Here is a 22,673-nt window from a genome sequence, read left to right as displayed (position 1 = left end):
TCCTTCAAGACCGGCAGTTCTCGCAAGAACTGCCGGCATGCCTTAGAACTGCCAGTCGAGGGTCAGACCCACGCCGTGGTTCTTCTCGTTGTTACCGATCAGCCCGTTGTAATCCAGGTTCACCCGCACATCGCGATTGAGCGCCAGACCGGCGCGTACGCCCACCACCGCCGCATCACGATCCATCGACACGCTCTGCACGGTGAACGCGCTGTTGCCATTGGCGAAGGCCAGGTGGCTGTCCGCATCGACGCTGCTCAGGTTGTGCTGCCAGCCAAGGCTCGCCCCCAGTTCCAGCTGATGCTGGTCCGACACGGCAAACGTGCGCTTGGCACGCACACCCAGGGTCGAGAGCACCACGTCGCGGTTGTCTTCGCCGCTTTTGAGCGCCGCCGCGTCACCCTTTTCGGTGAAGCTTTCGGTGTTCAGGTGCACGTACGACAGATTGGCGAACGGCTCCAGGTTCATCGGTTGCAGGCCCAGGTCGTAAGCCGCTTCAGTGAACACCTGAGTCGTGGCGGCGTCGTGCTTGGTTTTCTGTCTGCCGCTGACACCACCGAACTGCAGTTCACGCTTCACGTCCACGCGATGCCAGCTGTAGGCCGCACCGGCGGTCAGGCGCAATGCGTCGATCTGATGCCCCAAGTACGCACCCAAGTGGTAGCTGTCGACCGACGCCGACGAATGCGTGCCACTGCCCATGTTCAACGAGCTGTCGCTGTAACCGGTAACGAAACCCAAGCGAGTATCTTCAGCAATCAAGCCGTCGACACCGGCCAGCAAACCACTGATCGAGCTGTTGGAGTCGGCATTGTCATGCCCGCCATCGCTCTTGCCCCACGAACCCAGGACCTTGACCCAGGCGTTGCTGCGGTCATCGGTCGGTGCACCGGCGTTGAACAGGTCACGTTCGCGCAGACGCTCGCCCACTGCCTCACGCAGGTAACGGCTGTCGTTGATCAACAGCGTGCCGATAGCCGGGTGGATTTCGCCGGACAGTTGCTGGAAGGCCTGTTGCGCCGAGGCCGCGTTCGGCGACAACAGCAAGGTTTCGAACAGCGCATTGCCCGCGCCCAGCCGTTCGGCAGCAGCACCGACCGCACGCTGGTTCGGCGTCAGGCCGACGCTGGCGAAGGAGGCTTCGTTGCGCCCGACCGCCAGCTGGATACCGCCCGCCGAGTAATCGAGGATGCCACCGAGGAACGCGTAATCCGGCAATACCTGACCGAAGCGGCCTTCGATCCCGCCCGCTGCTTGCAGGATGTTGTAGCGGGTGCCGAGCAGGCTTTGCACTTCGCTGGTGGTCAGCAAGGTCGGGCTGTTTTCCAGGGACATGCTCACCGTCGCGCCTTCAATCACCGCTTTGCCGGTGGCGATGATCTGGTCGCTGCTGGTCGGCGACAGTTCAACGGCATAGGTCGAGCCCGGGGCGAAGGTCACGTCGCCGGCCACGTTCAAGGTGCCGATGGAGTTGCCGGGTGCCACGGTACCGCCGCTTTTCACCGACAGCGCGCCAATATGGCCGTTACCGCCGAGGACGCCGCCGTCATTCACGGTCACCGCCGATTGCAGCGAACCGTTGATCGCCAGTCGTCCCTGATTGACCAGGGTCGGGCCGCTGTAGGTGTTGTTGCCGGTCAACACCAGAGTGCCGAGGCCCTGCTTGGTCAAACCGCCATGACCGGAAATATCGTTGCGCCAGGTGTCGAGGCCGCAGGTGATGTCGTTGCAGACACGCTCGGTGGGCTTGCCCTTGTCGATGATCGCGCCGATACCCGGCAAATCAGCGACGAACTGACCGGAGCCGTAAGCCCCCTGAATGCGGAACTCTTCGGGGATGTCCTGCTCGTTGACGAACATCGCCGGGCCGTCGATGCCCTTGCGCAAGTTGATCATGCCCCAGCCGTACAGGGCGTCGATGCCCGGTGCGCCGAGGTCGGTGGCGGTGGTGCGCAGCACCGTGGCGACCTGGTCGCCGGACATGTACGGGAAGCGCTCCATCAGCACCGCCATCGAGCCGGCCACGTGTGGCGCGGCCATCGAGGTGCCATTGTAATTTTTGTAACCGGTGGTCAGGTTGTCGGCGTTGGTGCCTTCGATGATCGCGCTGTAGATTTTCGTGCCTGGCGCCGAGACGCAGAAACTCGCGGTGTAGCCGCAACGCGAAGAGAACGTGCTCATGATGTACGGGTTGGCGCTGGCCAGGTCCGGGTTCTTCTGCAACGCAGCGACGGTGATCCAGTTGGGCGCGATGTCCGGGACGAAATAGCCGAGGCCGGCGATGGCGTCCGGGTTGTTGAGGTTGTAGTCGTTACCGGCGGCGAAGATCGTCACGATACCGCTGCGGGCCGCCGCGATTGCACCGTCGTAGGCGCCGCCGGGTTTGGTGCCGAGCAGCGTGCGGATTTCGTTGAACTGCAATTGCGCGTCGTTGACGGTGAAGTGCGGGTACGCCGGATCGCGGCCACCGAGGTCGAAACGGTCGGTGATGCCGATGCCCCAGCTGTTGTTGATGATCCGCGCGCCGCTGGCGATCAGCGCATCCCAACCGGCCTTGTACACCGCGCCGTCATTACCGCGCACGATACCGTCTTCCGGGCCGGGGTCGCCGTTGTCGGCGCTGATGATCTGTGCGCCGAACGCTACGCCGTGCATCGGCCCGCCGTCACGACTGCCAGCGGCGATACCCCCGACGTGGGTGCCGTGGGCACCGAGCTTGCCGTCGGAGCCGACCGAGGGCGAGCCGTCGTACAGGAACGCATCACCCGCCTTCACCGGAATGTACGGGTCGGTGTATTCGCGGATCCCGCGCGTGACCAGGGTGATCACCTTGTTGCTGCCGGAGAACTCCGGATGCGCGGCGTACACCGGCTGGTCGAAAATGCCCAGCTTCACGCCTTTGCCGGTATAGCCGGCGGCATAGGCGTAATCGGCACCGATCGCACCCAGGCCCCAGTCGGCCTGGAATTCGGCGCTGCGCCAACTCGAGGGATCACCCTTGCGACCGTTTTCCACGTAGGGCGCCGCGTGCGCGGTGCCCCAACTGGTCAGTGCGCACAACACGGCGCACGTGAGGGTTTTCAGGGCAAAGCGGCCACCCGTTTGCGCGGGGGTATTGTTGTTATTCATCCAGCGACCTTCCTTAGTGATGTTGCGAAAAATCCGTTTATCTCGAATGCATGCACTGCCTTGTGGCGAGGGGATTTAAGCGGCCCCCTGCAACCTTTCAGGCAAACCGAGTCGTATGGGTCTGCGACTGCTGCGCAGCCGAACGGGGATAAATCCCCTCGCCACAGGTCTGTGTTTGCGCAGCCTGCCGCAGCTCCTGCAGGGATTGGCGTCCCTCCCCTCGGTCAGAACTGCCAGTTCAAACTCAAGCCAACGCCATGACTCTTTTCGCGGCTGGCCAGTTGTCCGGTGTAATCGAGGTTCACCCGCACGTCCTTGCTCAACGCCAGGCCGGCCTGCACGCCCACCAATGCGGCATCGCGCAGCAGTGCCGAGCTCTCCACCGAATACGGCGTGCCGCCGCTGGCAAAACGCAGGTGCTGCCCGGAGTCGATAGCGCTCAGGCTGTGCTGCCAGCCGAGGTGGCCGCTGACGTCCAGCGATTGCTGCGCCGACAGGTTGAAGGTCTTCAGCACGCGCACACCGAGGGTGCTCAGTACCGCATCACGCTGGTCGCCGGTGCTTTTCAGTGCCGCTGCATTGCCCTTTTCCCTGAAGCCTTCGGTGTCCAGGTGCACATACGCGAGGTTGGCGAACGGCTCCAGTGCCAACGGTTGCAGGTGCAGTCGATACGCCGCTTCACCGAACACTTGCGTGGTGCTCGCATCGACCTTGGCCTTCTGTTTGCCGCTGACGTTGCCGTACTGCAAGTCGCGCTTCACATCCGCACGGTGCCAGCTGTACGCCGCTCCGGTGCTCAAGCGCCAGGCGCCGGTTTCATGGCCGGCGTACGCGCCGAGGTGATAGCTGTCGACCTTGGCCGATGAATGCGTGCCCGAGCCCATGCTCAATGAGCTGTCGCTGTAGCCGGTGACCAGACCGATGCGGGTCTGCTCGTCGAGGGCGCCGTCGACACCGGCCAGCAGGCCGCCAATCGAGGTGCTGTAACCCGCCGTGTCATGGCTCGAATCGGTGGTGCCCCAGGCGCCGAGGGCCTTGATCCAGCCGTTGCTGTGCGCCGCCGAGGCATCGTGCAGACGTTCACCCAACGCGTCGCGCAACTGGCGGCTGTCATTGATCAGCATCGAGCCGAGCGCCGGATAGATCTCGCCGCTCAACTGCTGGAAGGCTTGTTGCGCGGCCGGCGCGTCGGCCGCCAGCAACAGGCTTTCGTACACCGAATTGCCGGCGCCGAGACCTTCCACCGCCGCCGCCACCGCACGTTGGTTCGGGGTCTGGCCGACGCTGGCGAACGCGGTTGCATTACGTTCTATGTCGAGCTGAATGCCGTTGCCGGAATAGTCGAGGCTGCCACCGATAAACAGGTAATTCGGCAGCACCGCACCGAACCGGCCCTGTATGCCGCCCGCCGCTTGCAGGATGTCGTACTGGCGCCCGAGCAGGCTTTGCGTCTCGGCGCTGCTGAGCAGTGTCGGGCTGTTTTCCAGCGACAGGCTGACCGTGGCGCCGCTAACGGTTGCCGTGCCGCCGGCAACGATCCGATCGCTGCTGGTCGGCGAGAGTTCTACCGCGTAAGTCGAACCCGGCGCGAAGGTCACGTCACCGGCCACGTTCAAGGTGCCGATGGAATTGCCCGGCGCCACGCGGCTGCCGCTGTTGGCGGTCAATGCGCCGATGCGCCCGGAACCGCCGAGCGTAGCGTTGTCGTTCACGGTCACGGCAGACGTCAGCGCACCGTTCACCGTCAACAAGCCGCCATTGACCGTGGTCGGGCCGCGATAGGTATTGTTGCCGGTAAGAATCAGCTGCCCGGCGCCGGACTTGATCAGGCTGCCCTGATAAATCCGCTGCGCCGCCGCTGCGTCGCGGGCGCTGCCGATGGCATAGTCGGTCTGATCCTGCTGACTGGCACCGCCCGGGACGCCGTTCTGCCAGCCCTTGTCCTGCAGGGTTTGCTGCCAGGCATTGTGCTCGGCGAGATCCTCGCTCTGACGCTGGATCAGTGCCTTGTCGGAGATGTCATTGCTCCAGATATCGCGCTGCCCCGCCCCCAGACTGGCATCGAACGCGCCGAGCAACTGGCCCGGCCCGCGCATGGCCCGGTTCAGGTTGACCACGCCCCAGCCGACCTGAGCGGTCGGTGCGTCGGTAGCCGAGCCATCGAGCTGCGTGGCGGTGGTCAGCAGTACTTCAAGCGCCTGCTGATTGTTCATGTACGGGTAACGCTCCATCACCAGCGCCAGGGCGCCAGTGGCGTGCGGCGCCGCCATCGAGGTGCCGGACTTGATCGCGTAACCGCCACCGGGGATGGTGCTGTCGATCTTCGCCCCCGGCGTGGTGATGCACCAGTACTTGGCGAGACCGCATTGGTTGTACTTCTGCTGATTGCCTTGGTCGAGCCCGGAGACGGCCAGCCAGTGACCTTCAAGGTCCGGCTGAAAGTACGGCAGCGCCGAACGCACGCTGGCATTCGGGTAACCGCTGTTGCCGGCACTGAACACGTTGATCACACCACGGCGCGACACGTCGCCTGCGGCGTCGAGCCACGTGCCTTGGTTGTAGTGTTGGGCGTAGGCGGCGTGCAGATCGGCCAGGGTGCGATAGCTGACATCCGGCGGCTGACTGCCCCAGCTGTTGTTGATCGCGCGCACGCCGGCATCGGCCAGGGCGTTATACACCGCTTTGAAATAACGCGGGTCGGGGTTGGGGCCGAACAGGAAGCTGTCGTTCTTGTTGGTGTTGCCGACGTAGAGCTGCGCGTTATACGCCACCCCGTGCATGCCGCTGCCGTCGCGGGACGCCCCCATGGTGCCGACCACGTGGGTGCCGTGGGAGTCGTTGTTCGGGTTGAGGGTGCCGTCGACGTTGAACAGCGAGCCGTCAACGTAGCTGCCGCTGGCCAGTACCGGGTGATAGCGGTCGCTGGCGAACTCGGGATGGGCGGCATCGAAACCGGAATCGAGCGCGCCGATTTTCACCCCTTTGCCGGTGATGCCGGCGGCATAGGCTTGGTCGGCCTGCATGCGTTCCAGGCCCCAGTCGCGCAGAAACTCGGTGCTGCGCCAACTGGCGGGATCGCCGGGTTTGCCGGTTTCCAGGTACTGCGCCTGGGCCTGCGCAACAGAAACTGCAAGCAACAGGGTGCCGACCGATGCCGGCTTGAAGCGTACGTCCATGTTCACCACTCACTTTTATTGTTTTATGCAGGTTTGTCTGCGGTGCTGCCTGTTCCCCTCACCCCAGCCCTCTCCCCGAGGGAGAGGGAGCAGACCGAGCTGTCTTGCGTCATTCAACGACCTGAAGAAACGGGTCGATTGTGGATTCAGCGCCGCTCGATCAGGTCGGTGTACCTCTGAAATATCCCCCAATCGGTCCCCTCTCCCTCTGGGAGAGGGTTAGGGTGAGGGCTCTTGAGCTACCACAAAAGCTTCATCCACCCGCGCCAGATCCTGTTCGTTCAAGGTCCCGGCGTAGTAATGCAATTTGGTCCAGGCCATCAAATAGTCGTACCGCGCCTGCGCCAGATCGCGGCGGGTGGTGAACAGTTGCTGTTCGGCATTCAAGGCGTCGAGGTTGGTCCGTTCGCCGCCGAGAATGCTTTGTTTGGTCGACACCACCAGCGCTTCCGCCGAGGTCAGCGCTTTCTGATAAGCACGCAATTTGCTCACCCCGGACAGGCACGCACTGAACTGACGCCGCAGCTCGATCAGTGTCTCGCGCGTCTTGCCATCCAGTTCGTACTCCGCCTGTTCCATGGTGCGACTGGCCTGGCGCGTCGATGCCGACACCCCGCCACCGGCATACAACGGCACGCTGACTTCAAAACCGATGGTGTTGGTTTCGTACCGCTGGTTGTAGGTATTGCCGCTTTCCGATTCGTTCTGCCGCATCGACGCGTAGGCGCTGACTTTCGGCAAGTGCCCGGCGCGGTTGCGCTCCACTTCGTAGCGTGCCACTTCCACCGCCTGGCGTTGCGACGCCAGGTTGGGGTTATTGCTGATCGCCATTTCGTGCCAGGTGTCGTAGTTGGCCGGCATCAGCGCGAAGGTCTGGAAGTTCTGATTCAGCGGCACCAGATCACCGATATCCACCGCCGGCACACCGACCAGAGCGCCCAGTTCACGCAGCGCGGCATCCTGCTCGTTGCGCGCCTCGATCTCTTCGGCGGTCGCCAGTTCGTAACGCGACTCGGCTTCGAGAATGTCGGTGCGGGTGCCCTCGCCCTGTTTGAACATGTGCTCGTTTTGCTGGAACTGCTGCTCGTAGGCCTTCTTCTTCGCCTGGGCGATATCAATCTGATCCTGGGCAAACAAGGCCTTGGTGTAGTTGTCCAGTACCCGCACCAACAGTTCCTGACTCTTGCCACGGAAGTTCTCGTCGGCGAACAGCGACTGCGCCACGCCTTTGCGATACGCGGCATAAGCCTCGTAGTCGAGCAACGGTTGTTGCAGGGTCAGGGCCGAGCCGTAACTGCTGTAGTTGCGGTCATCGGTACGATTGCGCGCACGTTCGTCGAGCGAGGTCGCCTTCGACGAGTTACGGCCCTTGTTGTAGGTGTAACCGATTTTCGGCAACAGCCCGGCGCGGCCAATGGCGCGGTTCTCCAGGCCGGCATCACGCTCCTTGATCGCGCCGAGGAACACCGGGTCGTTGCGCAACGCTTGTTCGTAAATCTCGAACGGCCCCATCGCCGCCACTGCTGTGTGACTCGTCAGGAGCATCATTGCCGCCGCGAGCATGGAAAGCTTATTCATACAGCCGAACATCCTTATTCCTCGGTCAACGCGGAGCCTGCCCGGTCGAGCAGCGGTTTGAACAGATAGTTGAGGAGTGAACGTTCACCGGTACGCACGAACATCTCTGCCGGCATGCCGGGCTTGATCACCAGACCGTTGAGTTTTTCCATGGCCTGATCACTGACACTGCTGCGCAACACGTAGTACGGCACGCCGGTTTTCTCGTCGATCATCTGGTCGGCAGAAATCAGGCTGACTTCACCCGGTACCCGCGGGGTTTTGCTCTGGTTGAACGCGGTGAACAGGATGTCCACCGGCAAATGCGTGCCGACCTTGTCGATCAGGTTGATCGGCAAGTGCCCTTCCACTTCCAGGCTGGTGCCTTGGGGTACGATCTCCAGCAGGGTTTCGCCCTGCCGGACCACGGCGCCTTCGGTGTGCACACCGAGGTTGACCGCCACGCCATCGGCGGTGGCGACAATCTCGCTGTGTTGCAGGTCGAAACCGGCGGAGGTCAGTTGCTCGGACAGCGTGACGCTTTTCAACTGGGCATCGGCCAGTTGCGTGCGAACTTCCTTCTGATATTCCTCGCCGTGCTGTTGCAGTTTCAGCCGCGATTCGAGGATGCCCTGCTCCACACGGCCGCTTTCCCCGGTGTTCTCTGCCAGTTGCTGCTGCACTTGCGACAATTGACGCTGATATTCCATCAAACGGTTGCGCGGGATGTAGCCGTTGTCTGCCAGCGGCTGCAGGTTGCTCAGTTGTTGCTGCAGCGAATCGGCCTGGGCATTGAGATCAGTGCGCGCACGGCGCATGCCGGCCAGTTGCGCGGTGGCGCCTTCGATGCTGGCGCGCAACCCGGCCTGCTCGCGGTAGAACGCTTCGCGACGGCTGCTGAACAGTTGACGCTGGCCTTCGAGCACCAGGGCCAGACGCGGGTCCGGATCACTGCTCAGTTCGGCCGGAAAGGTCACCTGCTTGAGGTTGTCACGCTCGGCCTGCCAACGCGCCAGGCTGGCCCAGGCCATGCGGTATTGCGCTTGCAGCGATTGCACGTCAGCCGCAACCTGGGTCTGGTCGAGACGAAACAGCGGTTGCCCCTGTTTCACGATCTCGCCTTCGCGCACCAGAATGCGGCTGACCACACCGCTGCTCATTGACTGCACGGCTTTGCGTTTGCCTGTCACCACCACGGTGCCCTGCACCGGAATCCCCTGATCCAGCGGCGCCAATGCCGCCCAGGTGAAGAAGCTGCCGGCGCCGACGATGGCCAGAATCCAGCCCATGCGGGCGAAAAACTTCGCGTCGCGCTCCGGGCGTTCAGTGATGTAGGCGTGTTCCATGTTCGCTTCGTTTTCAGTGTTCATGCTGGCGCTGCTCATACACCCGAATTCCTTGTCGAGGGCTGGTACTGCCGGCTCATGCTGAGCCCGCCCGGTGCTTGTGCAGCTTTCTCACGTTGTTGCTCCTGCTGGCCGGACAGCGCCTTGAGCACTTCCTGACTCTGACCGAAGGCCTGCAAACGACCCTCGTTGAGTACCAGCAACTTGTCGGCCTGAGCCAGCACCGAAGAACGGTGCGTCACCAGCACCACCGTGGTGCCCTGGGCCTTGAGCTGGGCGATGGCGCTGGCCAGGGCGGCTTCGCCGACGGTGTCGAGGTTGGAGTTCGGTTCGTCCAGCACCACCAGACTCGGCGTGCCGTACATCGCGCGGGCCAGGGCCACGCGCTGCTTCTGGCCGCCGGACAGACCGCTGCCGTCCTCGCCCAGTTGTGTGTCGTAGCCCTGCGGCAGACGCAGGATCATCTCGTGGACGCCGGCCTGTTGTGCGGCCGCCACCACTTTCTGCGGGTCGGCCTCGCTGAACCGCGCAATGTTCTCGGCGATGCTGCCGCTGAACAGTTCGATGTCCTGCGGCAGGTAGCCGATGTACGGACCGAGCTGGTCGCGGTTCCAGCGATGGATGTCGGCGCCGTCCAGGCGCACGATGCCGCCGAGGGTCGGCCACACGCCGACGAGGACTCGGGCCAGCGTCGACTTGCCGGAGCCGGAAGCCCCGAGCACACCCAGCACTTCACCGGCACCCAGATGGAAATTGACCATGTGCAAGGTCGCTGCACGTTGCCCCGGTGGGCCCGCGCTGACTTGCTCGAAGGTGATCTGCCCTTTCGGCGCCGGCAACGCCATCGCTTCGTCGCTCGGTGGAAACGCTTGCAGCAAGGCGTCGAGACGGCGATACGCCAGCTTCGCCCCGCTCCACTGTTTCCACACGGCGATCAACTGGTCGATCGGGCTCAGAACGCGGCCCATCAGAATGGAACCGGCGATCATCATCCCGGCGGTCATGTCGCCCTTGATCACCAGCAACGCACCCAGCCCCAGCACCAGCGATTGCAGGCACAGGCGCAGGGTTTTACTCATCGAGCTGATCACTGCCCCGGTGTCACTGGCCTGATTCTGCAGGCCGAGGAAACGCGAGTGCACCTGGAACCAGCGCTTGCGCAGCGAACCAAGCATGCCCATCGCCTGAATGGTTTCGGCGTTATGCAAATGACTGGTCGCCAGTTGACTGGATTTCTGCGAAAAACCGGCGGCATCGCCCAACGGCTTTTTGGTCATGTATTCGTTGAGGCACGCCAGCGCGATCAGCAGCAGCGCGCCCGCCGTGGCGAGGACGCCGAGCCAGACGTTGAACAGGTAAATCACGAACAGATAGACCGGGAACCACGGCGCGTCGAAAAACGCAAACAGCGCCGGCCCGGTGACGAACTGGCGGATGTGGGTCAGGTCGCCCAGCGACTGCCCGGCATTGCCCTCGCCCTTGAACAGGTTGCGCTCGAACGCGGCCTGATAGACCCGCAGGTTGAAACGGCGCTCCAGTTGGCTACCGATGCGGATGACGATGAAGCTGCGGATTACCTCGAGCAGGCCGATAAAGGCAAAGAAACCAACGACCATCAGCGACAGCATCGCCAGGGTGGTTTCGTTCTGCGACGACAGTACCCGGTCATACACCTGAAGCATATAAATGGAGGGCACCAGCATCAGCACGTTAATCAGTGCGGTAAAGCAACCGACGCTGATCAGAATGCTTTTATAGTCACCCAATGCCTTGATGAGGGGAGCGGTGGCTGGGGCCTTCGCCATCTTCATTGATTATTCCTGAGAGATATCTCTCGCCAGTCTTTGACGAGACTTCAAATTAATTAACCGCACACAGTCGGCGCTTTCTTTGCCGGTGGCCGCTTACACTTTCATAACAACTAGCGCTATTTAATGCGGCGCAGCTGCCATGAACATCGCGGCTTATAACCTTTCATTGACGCTTTATATTAAAACCCTTTCATGCGCTGCCTGATCAAGACTATTGCGCCGAGCGCTCAAGTGTAATCACCAAGCCTGATTTCAAAGTCGTCAGATAAAGCCCATCACGTTGTCGGCTGAAAAACTGGATTCTTGAGCCTTCCTTACCGGTGACCGACAGGCCATCGGGCTCGGGAAACCAGCCGATGGGTGTTTGCTCAAGCCATGCGCCCAGGCAGTCGGCACCTTTGCCCAGGGTCTGATTGGCCTCCAGCTCGATGACGCACGTGTTCGAGGGTTTGTCCTGCAGGGTCTGCGCCTGCGGCGCATCTTCGCGCGCCGTCAGCGTCGCCTGCCATTGCCCGGCAAATACCGAGGGATCTTCGAGTCTGAGGCTGCTTGCCATACTTGTTTCTCCAGAAATCATGATGAACGCCGCGGAAAGCCACGCCACTGCCTTGTAGGTAAAAGCTTTACTGATCATGGGAATATTCGCTCCGGCGCGTAGCCTTGCCTACAGATCCAACCGATGCAAGTAAAGAAAGCGGCGCATGACGCGCCGCTTTCCCTGTTACATCACGCCACGATGTCGCTGGTCGCTGCCTGGCCCACGGTGCTGACCTGGAAGTCGGCCACGCCGTGCCCGGAGAAGTCCACCGACAGCAGGCTGTTGCCGCCCGACGAGGTCAACACGGCATCGCCCGCCGCACCGGTGAAGGCGCTGACGAAGTGAAGGCCGGCGCCGTTGGTGATGCCGGTCAGGTCGATTTTGTCCAGACCGCTGACGAAGTCGAGGATCTGATCAATCGCACCCGGCTTGGAGTCGGAGCTGGCCGCGAACACGAAGGTGTCCGAACCCGCGCCGCCCCACAGCTTGTCGGCACCGCCAGCCCCGTAGAGGATGTCGTTGCCGGCACCGCCCTTGAGCTCGTTGGCCACGCTGTTGCCGATCAGCAGGTCGTTGCCCGAACCGCCGATGGCGTTCTCGATGATCGCGCCCTTGGCGATGGACACGTTACCCACCATGCCGCCAACGTCGGAGAACGAGGCATCATTGAGGTTGATCTTCTGGTTCTGGGTGAACCCGGAGAAGTCCAGGGTGTCCTTGCCGCCCGCGTCCCATACCGAGAACACGAGTTTGTCGCTCGACGACGAAGCACTGAGGAAGTCGCGACCGGTGTTGGAGTTGAAACCGTAGGTGGTGTCACCGGTACGGGTGGTGGTGTTGGCACCGTAGAGCTTCTGAATCGCCGCGATGTCGTCCATCAGCGGGCCGGACGCGTAGGCTTCTACCCCGCCCTTGCTGAAGTTCTGATTGGTGTTGCTTTCACTCCAGTAACTCATAAGGCTGTAACCGCGGGTGTCTTGCCCGTAGGAAGCATCCTTGTAAGTCGGGTTGCCTTCGCCGGCGTTATAGTCGCCAGGGTGAGACAGGCCCAGGGTGTGGCCGATTTCGTGCGTCAGGGTCTGACGCCCGTAATTGTTCAGGCCCGGTGTCTTGTTAACGTCGTAGCCACTGCCGGTCAGGTACCAGGACTGACCGTCATAGCCTGGCTCGGTGCCTGGCAGGAAGGCAAACGCTGCTGCACCGTCCTGGCCGCCGCTGTAGTTACCGAAGGTCATGTGACCGTCGCCACCACGGGCAGCTTCGGTGAATGTCACGTTGGCAACATCCGCCCAGGATTGCATGGCGAGCACGGCCTGGGCTTTCTGCAGGGCGCTGAACTGACTGAAACCGGTGACGCCCAGACCGCTGAAGTTGGCGGTTTTGGCCGTCAGAAAGGTGTAGGTCAGTTCGATCTTGCCGCTGTTGTTGAGGTCGTGCCAGGAAGCACCGTCCCGCAACAGTTGGGTAGCGGCTTGATCCACCGAGAAGGAGGGTTTGCCATTGACCGTGAGATTACCGCCACGGTCGTACTGATGGCTGAAGCTATTGATCTGGTTCCAGGCGGAGCTGGTGGCAGCCAGAGACTGCACGGCGCCGACAGGCACAAATGTGTCTGCGGTGGTATCAATAGCGTTAGCTTTTACTTTCGACATAAACACACTTCCTTGTTTAGCAATGGAACAGTTTTTGTCCGATAGCGACAATCTCTGGCGAGATCGTCCTATCACTCGCCCAATGAAGGCGTAAGAAACCTGACACAATTTGAAATCTGTCGTAAAGCATTTTTTTGAGATCAAATTAAGCTGTTTCGAAAAACTGCCGTAAACAAAGCGTGCGGGGTCGAAAGAATGTTTTAAGCGATGTGCTTTCGCCTAATTGTCAGACGATTTTCTATTTAAATATTAAATATCGGTAAGTTGTTTTTTGTTAGCCGCGTCTCACTTTCCTGCACTTTATTAGTGCGTGCCAGCGCATTGATATCAATCGTTCAAATACTGGAAATCCCTGTGGAAGCGGGCTTGCTCGCGAAGGCATCGGATCAGTCAACATTGCCGTCGAATGACACACCGCTTTCGCGAGCAAGCCCGCCCCCACAGGGATTTGTAGACGCAAGAATATCAGCTGCCGGTGCGGATTTTGTTCCAGACACGGGTACGGATTCGGTCGATGTTGAGCGGCATCGCCTCCAGCGCAAACAGCTTGCCCATCATCTCCGGGCTCGGATAGACCTTGGTGTCATTTTTGATCGCCGGGTCGATCAGGCTGTCGGCCTGTTCGTTACCGTTGGCGTAATGCACGTAATTGCTGATGCCGGCCATGACGTCCGGCCGCAGCAGGTAGTTCATGAACGCATAGCCGGCCTTCTCGTCCGGCGCGTCGGCAGGCATGGCAACCATGTCGAACCAGATCGCCGCGCCCTCCTTGGGAATCGCGTAGCCGATCTCGATGCCGTTTTTCGCTTCCCTGGCGCGGTTTTCCGCTTGCAGGATGTCGCCGGAGAAACCCACCGCGACACAAATGTCGCCGTTGGCCAGGTCGCTGGTGTACTTCGAGGAATGGAAGTAACTGACATACGGTCGCACTTTCATCAGCAGCGCTTCGGCCTTTTTGTAGTCTTCGGGGTTCTTGCTGTGTGGCGGCAACCCGAGGTAATTGAGCGCCGCCGGCAGTAGTTCCGGGCCGTTGTCGAGGATGGCCACCCCGCATTTCTGCAGTTTTTCCATGTACTCGGGCTTGAAAATCAGATCCCAGGAATCCACCGGCGCGTTGTCGCCCAGTACCGCTTTGACCTTGGCGATGTTGTAACCGATGCCGGTGCTGCCCCACAGATACGGGAAGCCGTGCTCATTGTTCGGGTCGTTGGTCTGCAACGCTTTGAGCAGCACCGGATTGAGGTTCTTCCAGTTCGGCAACTGGCTCTTGTCGAGTTTTTTCAGCGCCCCGCCCTGAATCTGCCGCGCCATGAAGTGGTTGGAGGGAAACACCACGTCGTAACCGGATTTACCGGTCATCAGTTTGCCGTCGAGGGTTTCGTTGCTGTCGTAGACGTCATAGGTGACGCCGACACCGGTTTCCTTCTCGAAATGCTTGGTGGTGTCCGGCGCGATGTAGTCGGACCAGTTGTATACCTTGACCGTTTCGGCCGCGTGACTGATGGAGGCGGCCAGCAACAGCGGCGCCAGTGCGAGGGTTTTCTGGATCATGGGTCGATTCCTGTAGGGGCTTTTTTTGTTGGCAGGCAATCAAAGGATCAAACAATCAGAAAATCAGGACATAGGTCTTGCGCACGGTCTCCTGGATATCCCAGACACCGAGCGTGTTGGCCGGCAACATCAGTGCGTCGCCACCTTGTATGTGCAGGGTTTCGCCGCCACCGTCCGGGGTGAAAGTGCAACGGCCGGAAATGAAATGGCAAAACTCCTGGGCGGTGATCTGCCGGCGCCAGCGCCCGGGGGTGCACGCCCAGACGCCGGTTTCGACGCCATCGTCGCGCTCGACACTGGTGGTCGACGCAATGGCGACCGGCTCGCCCAGCGGCACGGCCACCGGGTTGGATTCGTCCAGCTGCAATGTGGCGGTGTTCTTGAACTGCGTAATGCTCATGGTCTGACCTGCTGTTGAATAGAACGGCGTTTAGTGCATGAAACCTTCCATGAAGCCAGCCACCCGACTGGCGAGTTTGCGCCGCCAGGGCGCGGTCGCCGGGTTGGCCAGGGTCTGGTCCTCATGGACAAAGCTTTTGATGATGGCGTTGTAACCGAGCCAGCGGCACGGCTCCGGTTCCCAGGCGCGCAGGGCGTGAATGCCGCCGTCCGGCAACACCCAGGGTTGCTGCGTCAATTCGGTGTCGCGCTCGAGAATCAGGTCCGCCAGCGTACGGCCACCGAGATTGCTGGCGCCGACGCCCTCGCCGCCGTAACCGCCCGACAGCGCGATCCCGTTGGCGCGGTCGCAGAGCATGTGCGGCTTGAAATGCCGGGACATGCCGAGATTGCCGCCCCAGGCGTGAGTGATCTGCACGTTTTTCAACTGCGGGAACAGTTCACCGAACAGATAGCGGCGCAGTTCGACTTCATCGCGGGTCAGATCGAAGTTGTGGCGCAACTTGCCGGCGAACTGATAGCCGCCACGAGCGCCGAAGATCAGGCGATTGTCGGCACTGCGCTGGCCGTAGGTGACCTGACGGCTGAATTCACTGAAGGCCTGGCCGCGATTGAGCCCGATCTCGTCCCAGGTGGCCGCAGACAATGGTTCGGTGGCGACGATCAGGCTTTGCACCGGCAACTGGTAGCGCCCCAAGGGCGGCAAGGTCACCGAATACCCCTCCACCGCCGGCACAATCCAGCGACTGCGCACACTGGCCTTGGCCGTGCGCAAGCTGCCCGACTGCCAATGGGTGACCGGACTGTTTTCGTAGATCTTCACGCCCATGCCCTGAACCGTCCGCGCCAGGCCACGCACCAGCTTCGCCGGGTGGATGGTCGCTACGTGCGGCGCAAAGATGCCGCCGTACGGTTTGGCCACGCGAATCTGTTGTGCCAGTTGTTCAGGGCTGAGCCAGCGGTAGTCGTCGTCTGTCAGGCCCTGGCTGTGCAGTTTGGTCAGGTAGTCGCGCAGAGTGGCTTCCTGCTCGGGATAGCGTGCCGCGCAATACAACACGCCGCCCTTGCGATAATCGCAGTGAATACCTTCGCGTTCGAGGACGATCTCCACTTCATCGGGGATGCAGTGCAGCAGATCGAACGAGGCGCGACGCTGTTGCGGCGACAAACCGGCAAGCAAGCGATCCTCGCCCAGCATATTGCCCATCAGCCAGCCGCCATTGCGCCCGGACGCGCCGAAACCGGCGGTTTGTGCCTCGATAATGGCGATGTCCAGGCCGGGGGCGAGTTTCTTCAGGTAGTACGCCGTCCATAACCCGGTGTACCCGGCGCCAATGATCGCCACGTCGACATCCAGATCCTGCTCCAGCGCTGGCCGCGCCATGAGCGGCTCGTCGAGTTGATCCATCCACAAACTGATAGTGCGCCACGCCGGCATGCAAGACTCCGCCACTGAAAACCTTCGATGGCGTCGATCCTAGTGCGTGGGCTCAGGAGAAGTCTTGCGCGCGTGTCCGCAAAGAAATTTGTTTGGCGTACGCCTTCGGCGACTGGCCGGTGTGCTGGCGAAAACAGCTGTAGAACGCCGACAACGAGTTGAAGCCGGCGGCGAACGCCAGTTCATCAATACGCAACGGTGGCGCGGCAATGTCCAGCGAGCGCAGCAGATGCTGCAGGCGCGCCTGATTGACGTAGCGATAGAAGCTCTGCCCCAGCACCTGATTCAACAGGTAGGAGATCTGATTGCGACTGTAGCCACACTCCTTCGCCACCCGTTGCAGGTCCAGTTCGGGATCGAGATAGGGTTGCTGGCGCTCGAAGTACTGCTGCAGATCGTCAGCCATAAAGCTCAATTGGCGCGGCGACAGGCCGAGGCGACTGACCGCTGGACGCTGGCTCGGTGCCTTGCTGCTTTGATTCTGCGTGCGCACCAGCGAGGCGTATTCGTTGACGCGCCAGATCAAGCCGTCTTTGACCGTGAGCGCCTCACTGGAACGGAACGACACCAGCCCTTCACCACCGCGCAATGTCACTTCGTACTGGATGAAGGCGGTATTGCCGTCGACACGGATGCGATCGCAATGCTCGAGCAATTCGTCGGATTCTCGCGGCATGCTGACGCGCACGTACTCGCGCAACTCGTCGAGGCCGAGCACGCGATTCTGGAAGAAATCGTTGTACTGAATGTCCGGGTGATACAACGCCATGACGCTGTCCAGGTCGCGATGCTTCCAGCTCAAGTGATAGCGCATGACCGTGGCGGCCGTGGCCTGGGTCTGTTCCGGGCCGTCATTATCGGCGTGCATAAAGGGCTCGGCGAAAAAGAACCGAGCTTGCCCAAGTTCGGCATCTGCATCAATGCCTAATCGCTAGTGGCCTTTTGGCGATGATTGTGTAGGCCGTGACTTACATCAAAAAATGCGAAGCAATCGCAAAATGAACTGAAAAATCTCACAGGAATTTCACATCCGGATGCTACTTTTAAGGTCAGTCACCGGTTGAGCCAATGAAGGCTCTTCCCTCCTAACATGGGCAAAAGGAAGCGCTCGATGAAGAAGGCGGGCAACACATGAATAAAGGGTCAAGCAAAGTTACGTTCCCCAATGCCTGCCAACTGATGCGCTGGCATTTTCATCCCATGGGTTTCGAAGCCACGATGGATGCGCCGGGCAGCATGATTGCCCGCCTGTTTGATCGCGCCAGCGGTGAAACCATGATCGCCATCGCCGGCATCCCTTGCGCCACCGTGATGAATGCAGCCGATGTCGAGCGCATCATTGAGGCGGTGGAAGATGAGCTGGAATCCTTCGTACCTCCAGAATCCATTAAAAATTACGCCTAAGCTTTTGATAGAAAACAAAAAAGCCCGCACTGATGCGGGCTTTTTCATGGGTGCGCCAGGCATGGCGCGTTGCGCGCAAGCGCAACCAGCTTGGCTGTGGTGGCCATGCTGGTGACTTGGAGGTGAAAGTCCTCTACACACCCGGCAAGGGGAAGTGTTAGCCAGAGGCAAGGGTGTCGCGGGCGACCGCGAATCTGAAGGAAGCCCGAGGCAAAATGCTGGCCTGACGAACAGGAAGCGGATAGAGGCGGCGCAGCGGGGTAAGACGGCCCAAATCGTCAAAGCCCAATACTTGCACGGAACGCTGTGACGTAAATCCGACAGGCATAAGCAGGAAGGTCGCGCGAATTACCCTGGGAGATCTGCACGTTTGCCACTGTGCTACCGAGCGTCGAGAGGCGACGGGATGAACGTGCAGAAGTCAGCCGAAGCCGTAGTAAGTGACGAGTAACTCCGTCACCAAGGGCCGAACAGGTTATGCCGTCAGTAGGCGTCAGAGTCTCGTTGAGTACCGAAATGCAGAAATTTCTCCCAGAGAAGACTGTCACTCCGAGTCCCGGACAGAATCCGAGGATGACGGCTGACAGCGCACAGGTATCACCGGCGGCTGTGACGTGGACGAACGCGGAGCCGGACACGCTGATGGGGCGGGTGCTTGCACCCGCCAACCTCAAGCGTGCGTATCAACGCGTAGTCAGCAACAAGGGCGCACCGGGTGCCGATGGCATGACGGTCGACCAATTGGCAGGCTACGTGAAACAGTATTGGCCGATCCTCAAAGCTCGGCTGCTGGCCGGCGAGTATCACCCGCAAAGTGTACGCGCCGTCGACATCCCCAAATCCAAAGGCGGAACACGGCAGTTGGGTATTCCCTGCGTCGTGGATCGCCTGATCCAGCAGGCTTTGCTGCAACAGCTCACGCCGACCTTCGATCCGTTGTTTTCGGACTACAGCTACGGCTTTCGTCCGGGCAGAAGCGCCCATCACGCCATCGAAACAGCCCGTGACCATGTGGCGGCGGGACACCGTTGGTGCGTGGAGCTTGATCTGGAGAAGTTCTTTGATCGGGTCAACCACGATGTGTTGATGGCCCATGTTGCGCGTCAGATCGAAGACAAGCGGGTGCTCAGGCTCATTCGCCGTTACCTCGAGGCCGGCATGATGGCGGGCGGGATCGTCAGCCGACGGCAGGAAGGGACGCCGCAAGGCGGCCCGCTCTCGCCGTTGCTGTCGAACATCTTGCTCAACGAACTCGACCGCGAACTGGAACGACGGGGCCATCGCTTCGTACGCTATGCCGACGATGCGAACATTTATGTGCGCAGTCATCGTGCAGGCGAACGGGTCATGGCCAGTGTTGAGCGCTTCCTGACTCAGGGCCTGAAGCTGACACTGAATCGGGAAAAGAGCCGTGTGGCACGGCCTTGGGCCTGTGATTACTTGGGTTATGGGATGAGCTGGCATCAACAGCCGAAGCTGAGGGTCGCGAGCATAAGCCTGCACCGCCTGCGCGACCGACTCCGGGAACTCTTGCGTCGGATACGGGCCCGCTCAATGAGATATATCGTTGAGCAAATGACTCCCGTGCTGCGTGGTTGGGCTGGCTACTTCAAGCTGAGTCAGAGCAAGCGGCCACTTGAGGAGCTGGATGGCTGGGTGCGTCACAAACTTCGTTGCGTCATATGGCGTCAATGGAAGCGGCCCTCTACGAGGGCGCGCAACCTGATACGTTTGGGCCTCGACGAGGCGCGGGCGTGGAAATCGGCGGTCAATGGCCGAGGCCCATGGTGGAACTCGGGAGCGTCACATATGAATCAGGCGCTACCGAAGAAGCTATGGGATCGACTCGGGCTGGTCTCAATACTGGATACGATAAACCGGCTTAATCGCATAACCTGAACCGCCGTATACGGAACCGTACGTACGGTGGTGTGAGAGGACGGCGGTTGTGAAACCGCCTCCTACTCGATTCAGGCACTTTGTTTGTCGGGGCGATGGTCGACAAAGAACGGTTTGCCCTTGGCGACCCGGTCGGATGCTCGGGGCATGTTCACCGCCTGCGCGTCCTGCGGTTCGACGTACCAGTAACAATGGCTGACCGCGCGGGTGATGCCGACGTAAGCCAGGCGCAGGATCTCGTCCTTTTGCGCCGTGTCGTAGGGTTCACTGTCGCCGCTTTTGCCCAATCCGGCCATGCGATACACCTGATTCTTGTAAGGCGAACTGGTCAGGTGCTGGCAATCGCCGAGCAAAAACACTGCATCGGCCTGCAAGCCTTTGGCACTGTGATACGTCAGCTGCTTCAGGCGTCGGGCTTCGTAGGGCAATCTCGAATCCACATTAACTACCGACTGAATATGCTCTTCAATCAATGACTTATCGCTGCTTTTTCGATAAAGCATCAAGATCGAATGACCTTGGCGATAGTGTTCGGCAAGCCGTTGCGCCAATCCCTGATCATCACGTTCCAGCACATTGACCGGTTGCACCGGCTTGGGCTCGCCACTGGCCCTGGCTTTCTTGCCGGGAATCGCCGGCGCTGCGCGGACGATGTGTTCAGCCGCATCAATGATGTGTTGGTGACTGCGGTAGTTGTCGCTCAGCATCACCCGCGTGGTACTCGGTGACGGGAATTCCTTGTTGAATTCCATGAAGTAACTCGGCGAACTGCCGCGCCAGCCGTAAATCGACTGCCAGTCATCCCCGACACACAGCAACGATGAGCGTTGCGCGCCTCGCCCGACATGCATGGCCGGGCCCCGGCTGCGGATCTCCGTGAGACTGGCGCGAATCCAGGAGACGATTTGCGGCGACACGTCCTGGAATTCATCGATCATCAGGTGTGCCATCGGCCGGAGCAATTCGTCACCGAGCAGTTTCAGATTTTCCGGCGAGTGCTCACTGAACAGCGCAAACATTCGGTTGTAGGTCATCACCGGCGGTTTCTGATCGAGCAAGTGATCTTCGAAAGCGCGCCAGAACAGACTCAGCGCCTCGAAGAAGAACCGGTCCGGGTCATCCTTGGCGAAACTCATGCGGCCCACCGCGTCCGGCACGTCCAGACCCAGGTTTTCGATGAAACCGGCGGCGGCGACAAAACAGTCGAGCAACGGCGCCGATGCCAACTCGCCCTTGACCTTGTAATCGAAGCCGGGACCGGCCGTCGCGTCGCCCGCCAACGTGGCCAGAACGCGCTTTGATGATTCGTAACTGTCCAGCCAGATCAATGGCTTACGACAGAAAGCTTGAAACAGGGTGCGCTTGACCGCCCATTCCGCACGTACCGTCAGCTTGGCGTTGGGCCGGCAGACTTGCGGGTTTTCCCTTGGATCGAAGCCGAGCACGACCCAGGCGTCCAGACTCGGAATGTAGCCATGGCAGTGGAATGTCGAGCCGTTGATGTCGAACGTCTGGCGATTGGGCTCAATGCCCTTGATCGGCCAGGCACCCGCACGAAACCACAGATCCTCGACGACATCGCACAGCTCTTCATCGCGTCGGGACGCAAGCTCGGTCACCGCCATGCGCTTTTGCACATCCGGGTGATCGCGCTCCAGCTCCTTGAGCTGCAAGCCCGCCCGGGACAGCGGCTGGATCAGTTGCCGAAAACGCTCGTCTTCGTTGAACAAGCGGTGATAGCAGGCATTGAGTTGCTGGCGCTGGGCGTCGTTGATCCGCAGGTCGAACGGATTGCTGTCCACCTCGTCTTCAGCGCCCTGAACCCGGTGACTGAGGTTCTCGAACGCCTGCAAGCGCTCGAAACCCGGCAAGCTGCGCACCATCGGCAGAATGCGCGAATGGAAGGTGCGCACCAGCTCCCGCGCCTGCTTCAGGTTCAGCGGCTGGCCCCAAAGGGCGAACAGTTCGAGCAGTTTGTTGATGAAATCCTTGCGCGACTCACGGGTGAAGGTCACCACGGTCATCGAGTCGAGCTCAAAGCCCAGATAATGCGTGAGCAACAGAATGCGCAGCACCAGCGTGGTGGATTTGCCGGCGCCGGCGCCCGCGACAACGGATGTCGACGGTGTATCGCTGAAAATCATCTTCCACTGTGCTGCGCTCGGTTGCGCGGACTCGGGCAGTAACCGCGCAACATCAGCCTTCATACGCTTCTTCAGCTCGGCGGTGAGCGGCAGGCGCCAGTCATCGAATAAATGGTTGTCGACATTCGGCGGACGATGTTCAGTGCTGCGACTGTCACGGATCAGCAGCACCTGCCGCCCTTCTTCCAACCCTTCGAGCTTGCCCTCTTTGAAGCCGTATTCGACACCGGCGGTATGACCGCTGCGGAAACCATCAGCCTGGCCGTGCAACCACGACGCTCGGTGTTGCGCGCGCAGGCGGGTCAAGCCATGACCAAAGAAACGCGCGGCCAGACGCTTGAACCAGGGCATCTCGGCCAAAGGACGAAGTTCAGGGGGAAGATCGGGTGTGTGTTGCGCCACGCTGACGGACTCCGGGGTGAGGCTGTTGCGGCTATGGTGTCTGTATTCGCCGCCGAGTTCTAGCGAAATGCTTACAGGTCATCGGCTTAGCGGATGAACTGAAGGTACGATGCGACGATTTTTCAGCTGTTCCCATCAATTTATTCGATGCTCATGCCGCACTTTTTACGCTTTTTATCGATGCTTTCCTGATAGATGATCGCCGTCATATACCACTGGGTGCAGTC

Annotated in this window: 14 protein-coding genes; 2 read left to right on the top strand and 12 right to left on the bottom strand. The window is 60.7% G+C overall.

The annotated features are described in order from the left end of the window. Positions 1–42: 42 nt before the first annotated feature. The 11 genes from HV782_RS14860 to HV782_RS14810 form a co-directional block, all read right to left on the bottom strand. The gene (locus tag HV782_RS14860; protein WP_186745254.1) at positions 43–3,129 is read right to left on the bottom strand and encodes an autotransporter serine protease; all 3,087 of its coding nucleotides are present in this window, start codon (positions 3,127–3,129) and stop codon (positions 43–45) included. Between the two features lie 224 nt (positions 3,130–3,353). Beyond that, positions 3,354–6,305 (bottom strand): autotransporter serine peptidase EprS, encoded by a 2,952-nt coding sequence (gene eprS, locus HV782_RS14855; protein ID WP_186745245.1) that lies wholly within the window; start codon positions 6,303–6,305, stop codon positions 3,354–3,356. Positions 6,306–6,524: 219 nt separating this feature from the next. Then, positions 6,525–7,895 (bottom strand): TolC family outer membrane protein, encoded by a 1,371-nt coding sequence (locus HV782_RS14850; RefSeq protein ID WP_186745234.1) that lies wholly within the window; start codon positions 7,893–7,895, stop codon positions 6,525–6,527. Positions 7,896–7,897: 2 nt separating this feature from the next. After that, the gene (locus HV782_RS14845; protein WP_186745231.1) at positions 7,898–9,247 is read right to left on the bottom strand and encodes an HlyD family type I secretion periplasmic adaptor subunit; all 1,350 of its coding nucleotides are present in this window, start codon (positions 9,245–9,247) and stop codon (positions 7,898–7,900) included. Continuing rightward, the gene (locus HV782_RS14840) at positions 9,244–11,019 is read right to left on the bottom strand and encodes a type I secretion system permease/ATPase (RefSeq protein WP_123468597.1); all 1,776 of its coding nucleotides are present in this window, start codon (positions 11,017–11,019) and stop codon (positions 9,244–9,246) included. The genes HV782_RS14845 and HV782_RS14840 overlap by 4 nt, the downstream gene beginning before the upstream one ends. A gap of 211 nt (positions 11,020–11,230) precedes the next feature. Then, positions 11,231–11,653 carry an AprI/Inh family metalloprotease inhibitor gene (locus HV782_RS14835; protein WP_158277043.1) on the bottom strand — a complete coding sequence of 141 codons (423 nt, stop codon included), beginning with the start codon at positions 11,651–11,653 and terminating at the stop codon, positions 11,231–11,233. 92 nt (positions 11,654–11,745) lie between these two features. Beyond that, positions 11,746–13,209, bottom strand: a complete 1,464-nt coding sequence (locus HV782_RS14830) for a serralysin family metalloprotease (RefSeq protein ID WP_186745229.1) — start codon at positions 13,207–13,209, stop codon at positions 11,746–11,748. 465 nt (positions 13,210–13,674) lie between these two features. After that, positions 13,675–14,760 (bottom strand): polyamine ABC transporter substrate-binding protein, encoded by a 1,086-nt coding sequence (locus tag HV782_RS14825; RefSeq protein WP_186745220.1) that lies wholly within the window; start codon positions 14,758–14,760, stop codon positions 13,675–13,677. Positions 14,761–14,815: 55 nt separating this feature from the next. Next, complete coding sequence (locus HV782_RS14820) at positions 14,816–15,160, bottom strand: cupin domain-containing protein (RefSeq protein ID WP_123468586.1); 345 nt, start codon at positions 15,158–15,160, stop codon at positions 14,816–14,818. A 30-nt stretch (positions 15,161–15,190) separates the two neighbouring features. Then, positions 15,191–16,597 (bottom strand): NAD(P)/FAD-dependent oxidoreductase, encoded by a 1,407-nt coding sequence (locus tag HV782_RS14815; RefSeq protein WP_186745218.1) that lies wholly within the window; start codon positions 16,595–16,597, stop codon positions 15,191–15,193. 52 nt (positions 16,598–16,649) lie between these two features. Beyond that, the gene (locus HV782_RS14810; protein WP_186745215.1) at positions 16,650–17,465 is read right to left on the bottom strand and encodes an AraC family transcriptional regulator; all 816 of its coding nucleotides are present in this window, start codon (positions 17,463–17,465) and stop codon (positions 16,650–16,652) included. A gap of 263 nt (positions 17,466–17,728) precedes the next feature. Between HV782_RS14810 and HV782_RS14805 the strand changes: the two genes are divergently transcribed. Together HV782_RS14805 and ltrA are read left to right on the top strand one after the other, a co-directional pair. Next, positions 17,729–18,001: a DUF1652 domain-containing protein gene (locus tag HV782_RS14805; RefSeq protein WP_123468581.1), complete on the top strand. Its 273-nt coding sequence runs from the start codon at positions 17,729–17,731 to the stop codon at positions 17,999–18,001. Positions 18,002–18,478: 477 nt separating this feature from the next. After that, positions 18,479–19,900, top strand: coding sequence for a group II intron reverse transcriptase/maturase (ltrA, locus tag HV782_RS14800; RefSeq protein WP_186748782.1), 1,422 nt, complete (start codon positions 18,479–18,481; stop codon positions 19,898–19,900). A 71-nt stretch (positions 19,901–19,971) separates the two neighbouring features. Here ltrA and HV782_RS14795 read toward each other — a convergent pair whose 3' ends face one another. Next, positions 19,972–22,446: a UvrD-helicase domain-containing protein gene (locus tag HV782_RS14795; protein ID WP_186746069.1), complete on the bottom strand. Its 2,475-nt coding sequence runs from the start codon at positions 22,444–22,446 to the stop codon at positions 19,972–19,974. Positions 22,447–22,673: the final 227 nt, after the last annotated feature.

The organism is Pseudomonas monsensis, from assembly GCF_014268495.2.
Taxonomy (GTDB): Bacteria; Pseudomonadota; Gammaproteobacteria; order Pseudomonadales; family Pseudomonadaceae; genus Aquipseudomonas; species Aquipseudomonas monsensis.
This window is presented reverse-complemented; position numbering and strand designations above follow the sequence as displayed.

Excerpts from the sequence above, each read along its gene's own strand:
- HV782_RS14820 (WP_123468586.1), bottom strand. The coding sequence starts at position 15,160 with ATGAGCATTACGCAGTTCAAGAACACCGCCACATTGCAGCTGGACGAA.
- HV782_RS14850 (WP_186745234.1), bottom strand. The coding sequence starts at position 7,895 with ATGTTCGGCTGTATGAATAAGCTTTCCATGCTCGCGGCGGCAATGATG.
- ltrA (WP_186748782.1), top strand. The coding sequence starts at position 18,479 with ATGCCGTCAGTAGGCGTCAGAGTCTCGTTGAGTACCGAAATGCAGAAA.
- eprS (WP_186745245.1), bottom strand. The coding sequence starts at position 6,305 with ATGGACGTACGCTTCAAGCCGGCATCGGTCGGCACCCTGTTGCTTGCA.
- HV782_RS14840 (WP_123468597.1), bottom strand. The coding sequence starts at position 11,019 with ATGAAGATGGCGAAGGCCCCAGCCACCGCTCCCCTCATCAAGGCATTG.
- HV782_RS14825 (WP_186745220.1), bottom strand. The coding sequence starts at position 14,760 with ATGATCCAGAAAACCCTCGCACTGGCGCCGCTGTTGCTGGCCGCCTCC.
- HV782_RS14830 (WP_186745229.1), bottom strand. The coding sequence starts at position 13,209 with ATGTCGAAAGTAAAAGCTAACGCTATTGATACCACCGCAGACACATTT.
- HV782_RS14815 (WP_186745218.1), bottom strand. The coding sequence starts at position 16,597 with ATGCCGGCGTGGCGCACTATCAGTTTGTGGATGGATCAACTCGACGAG.
- HV782_RS14835 (WP_158277043.1), bottom strand. The coding sequence starts at position 11,653 with ATGATCAGTAAAGCTTTTACCTACAAGGCAGTGGCGTGGCTTTCCGCG.
- HV782_RS14805 (WP_123468581.1), top strand. The coding sequence starts at position 17,729 with ATGAATAAAGGGTCAAGCAAAGTTACGTTCCCCAATGCCTGCCAACTG.
- HV782_RS14845 (WP_186745231.1), bottom strand. The coding sequence starts at position 9,247 with ATGAGCAGCGCCAGCATGAACACTGAAAACGAAGCGAACATGGAACAC.
- HV782_RS14860 (WP_186745254.1), bottom strand. The coding sequence starts at position 3,129 with ATGAATAACAACAATACCCCCGCGCAAACGGGTGGCCGCTTTGCCCTG.
- HV782_RS14810 (WP_186745215.1), bottom strand. The coding sequence starts at position 17,465 with ATGCACGCCGATAATGACGGCCCGGAACAGACCCAGGCCACGGCCGCC.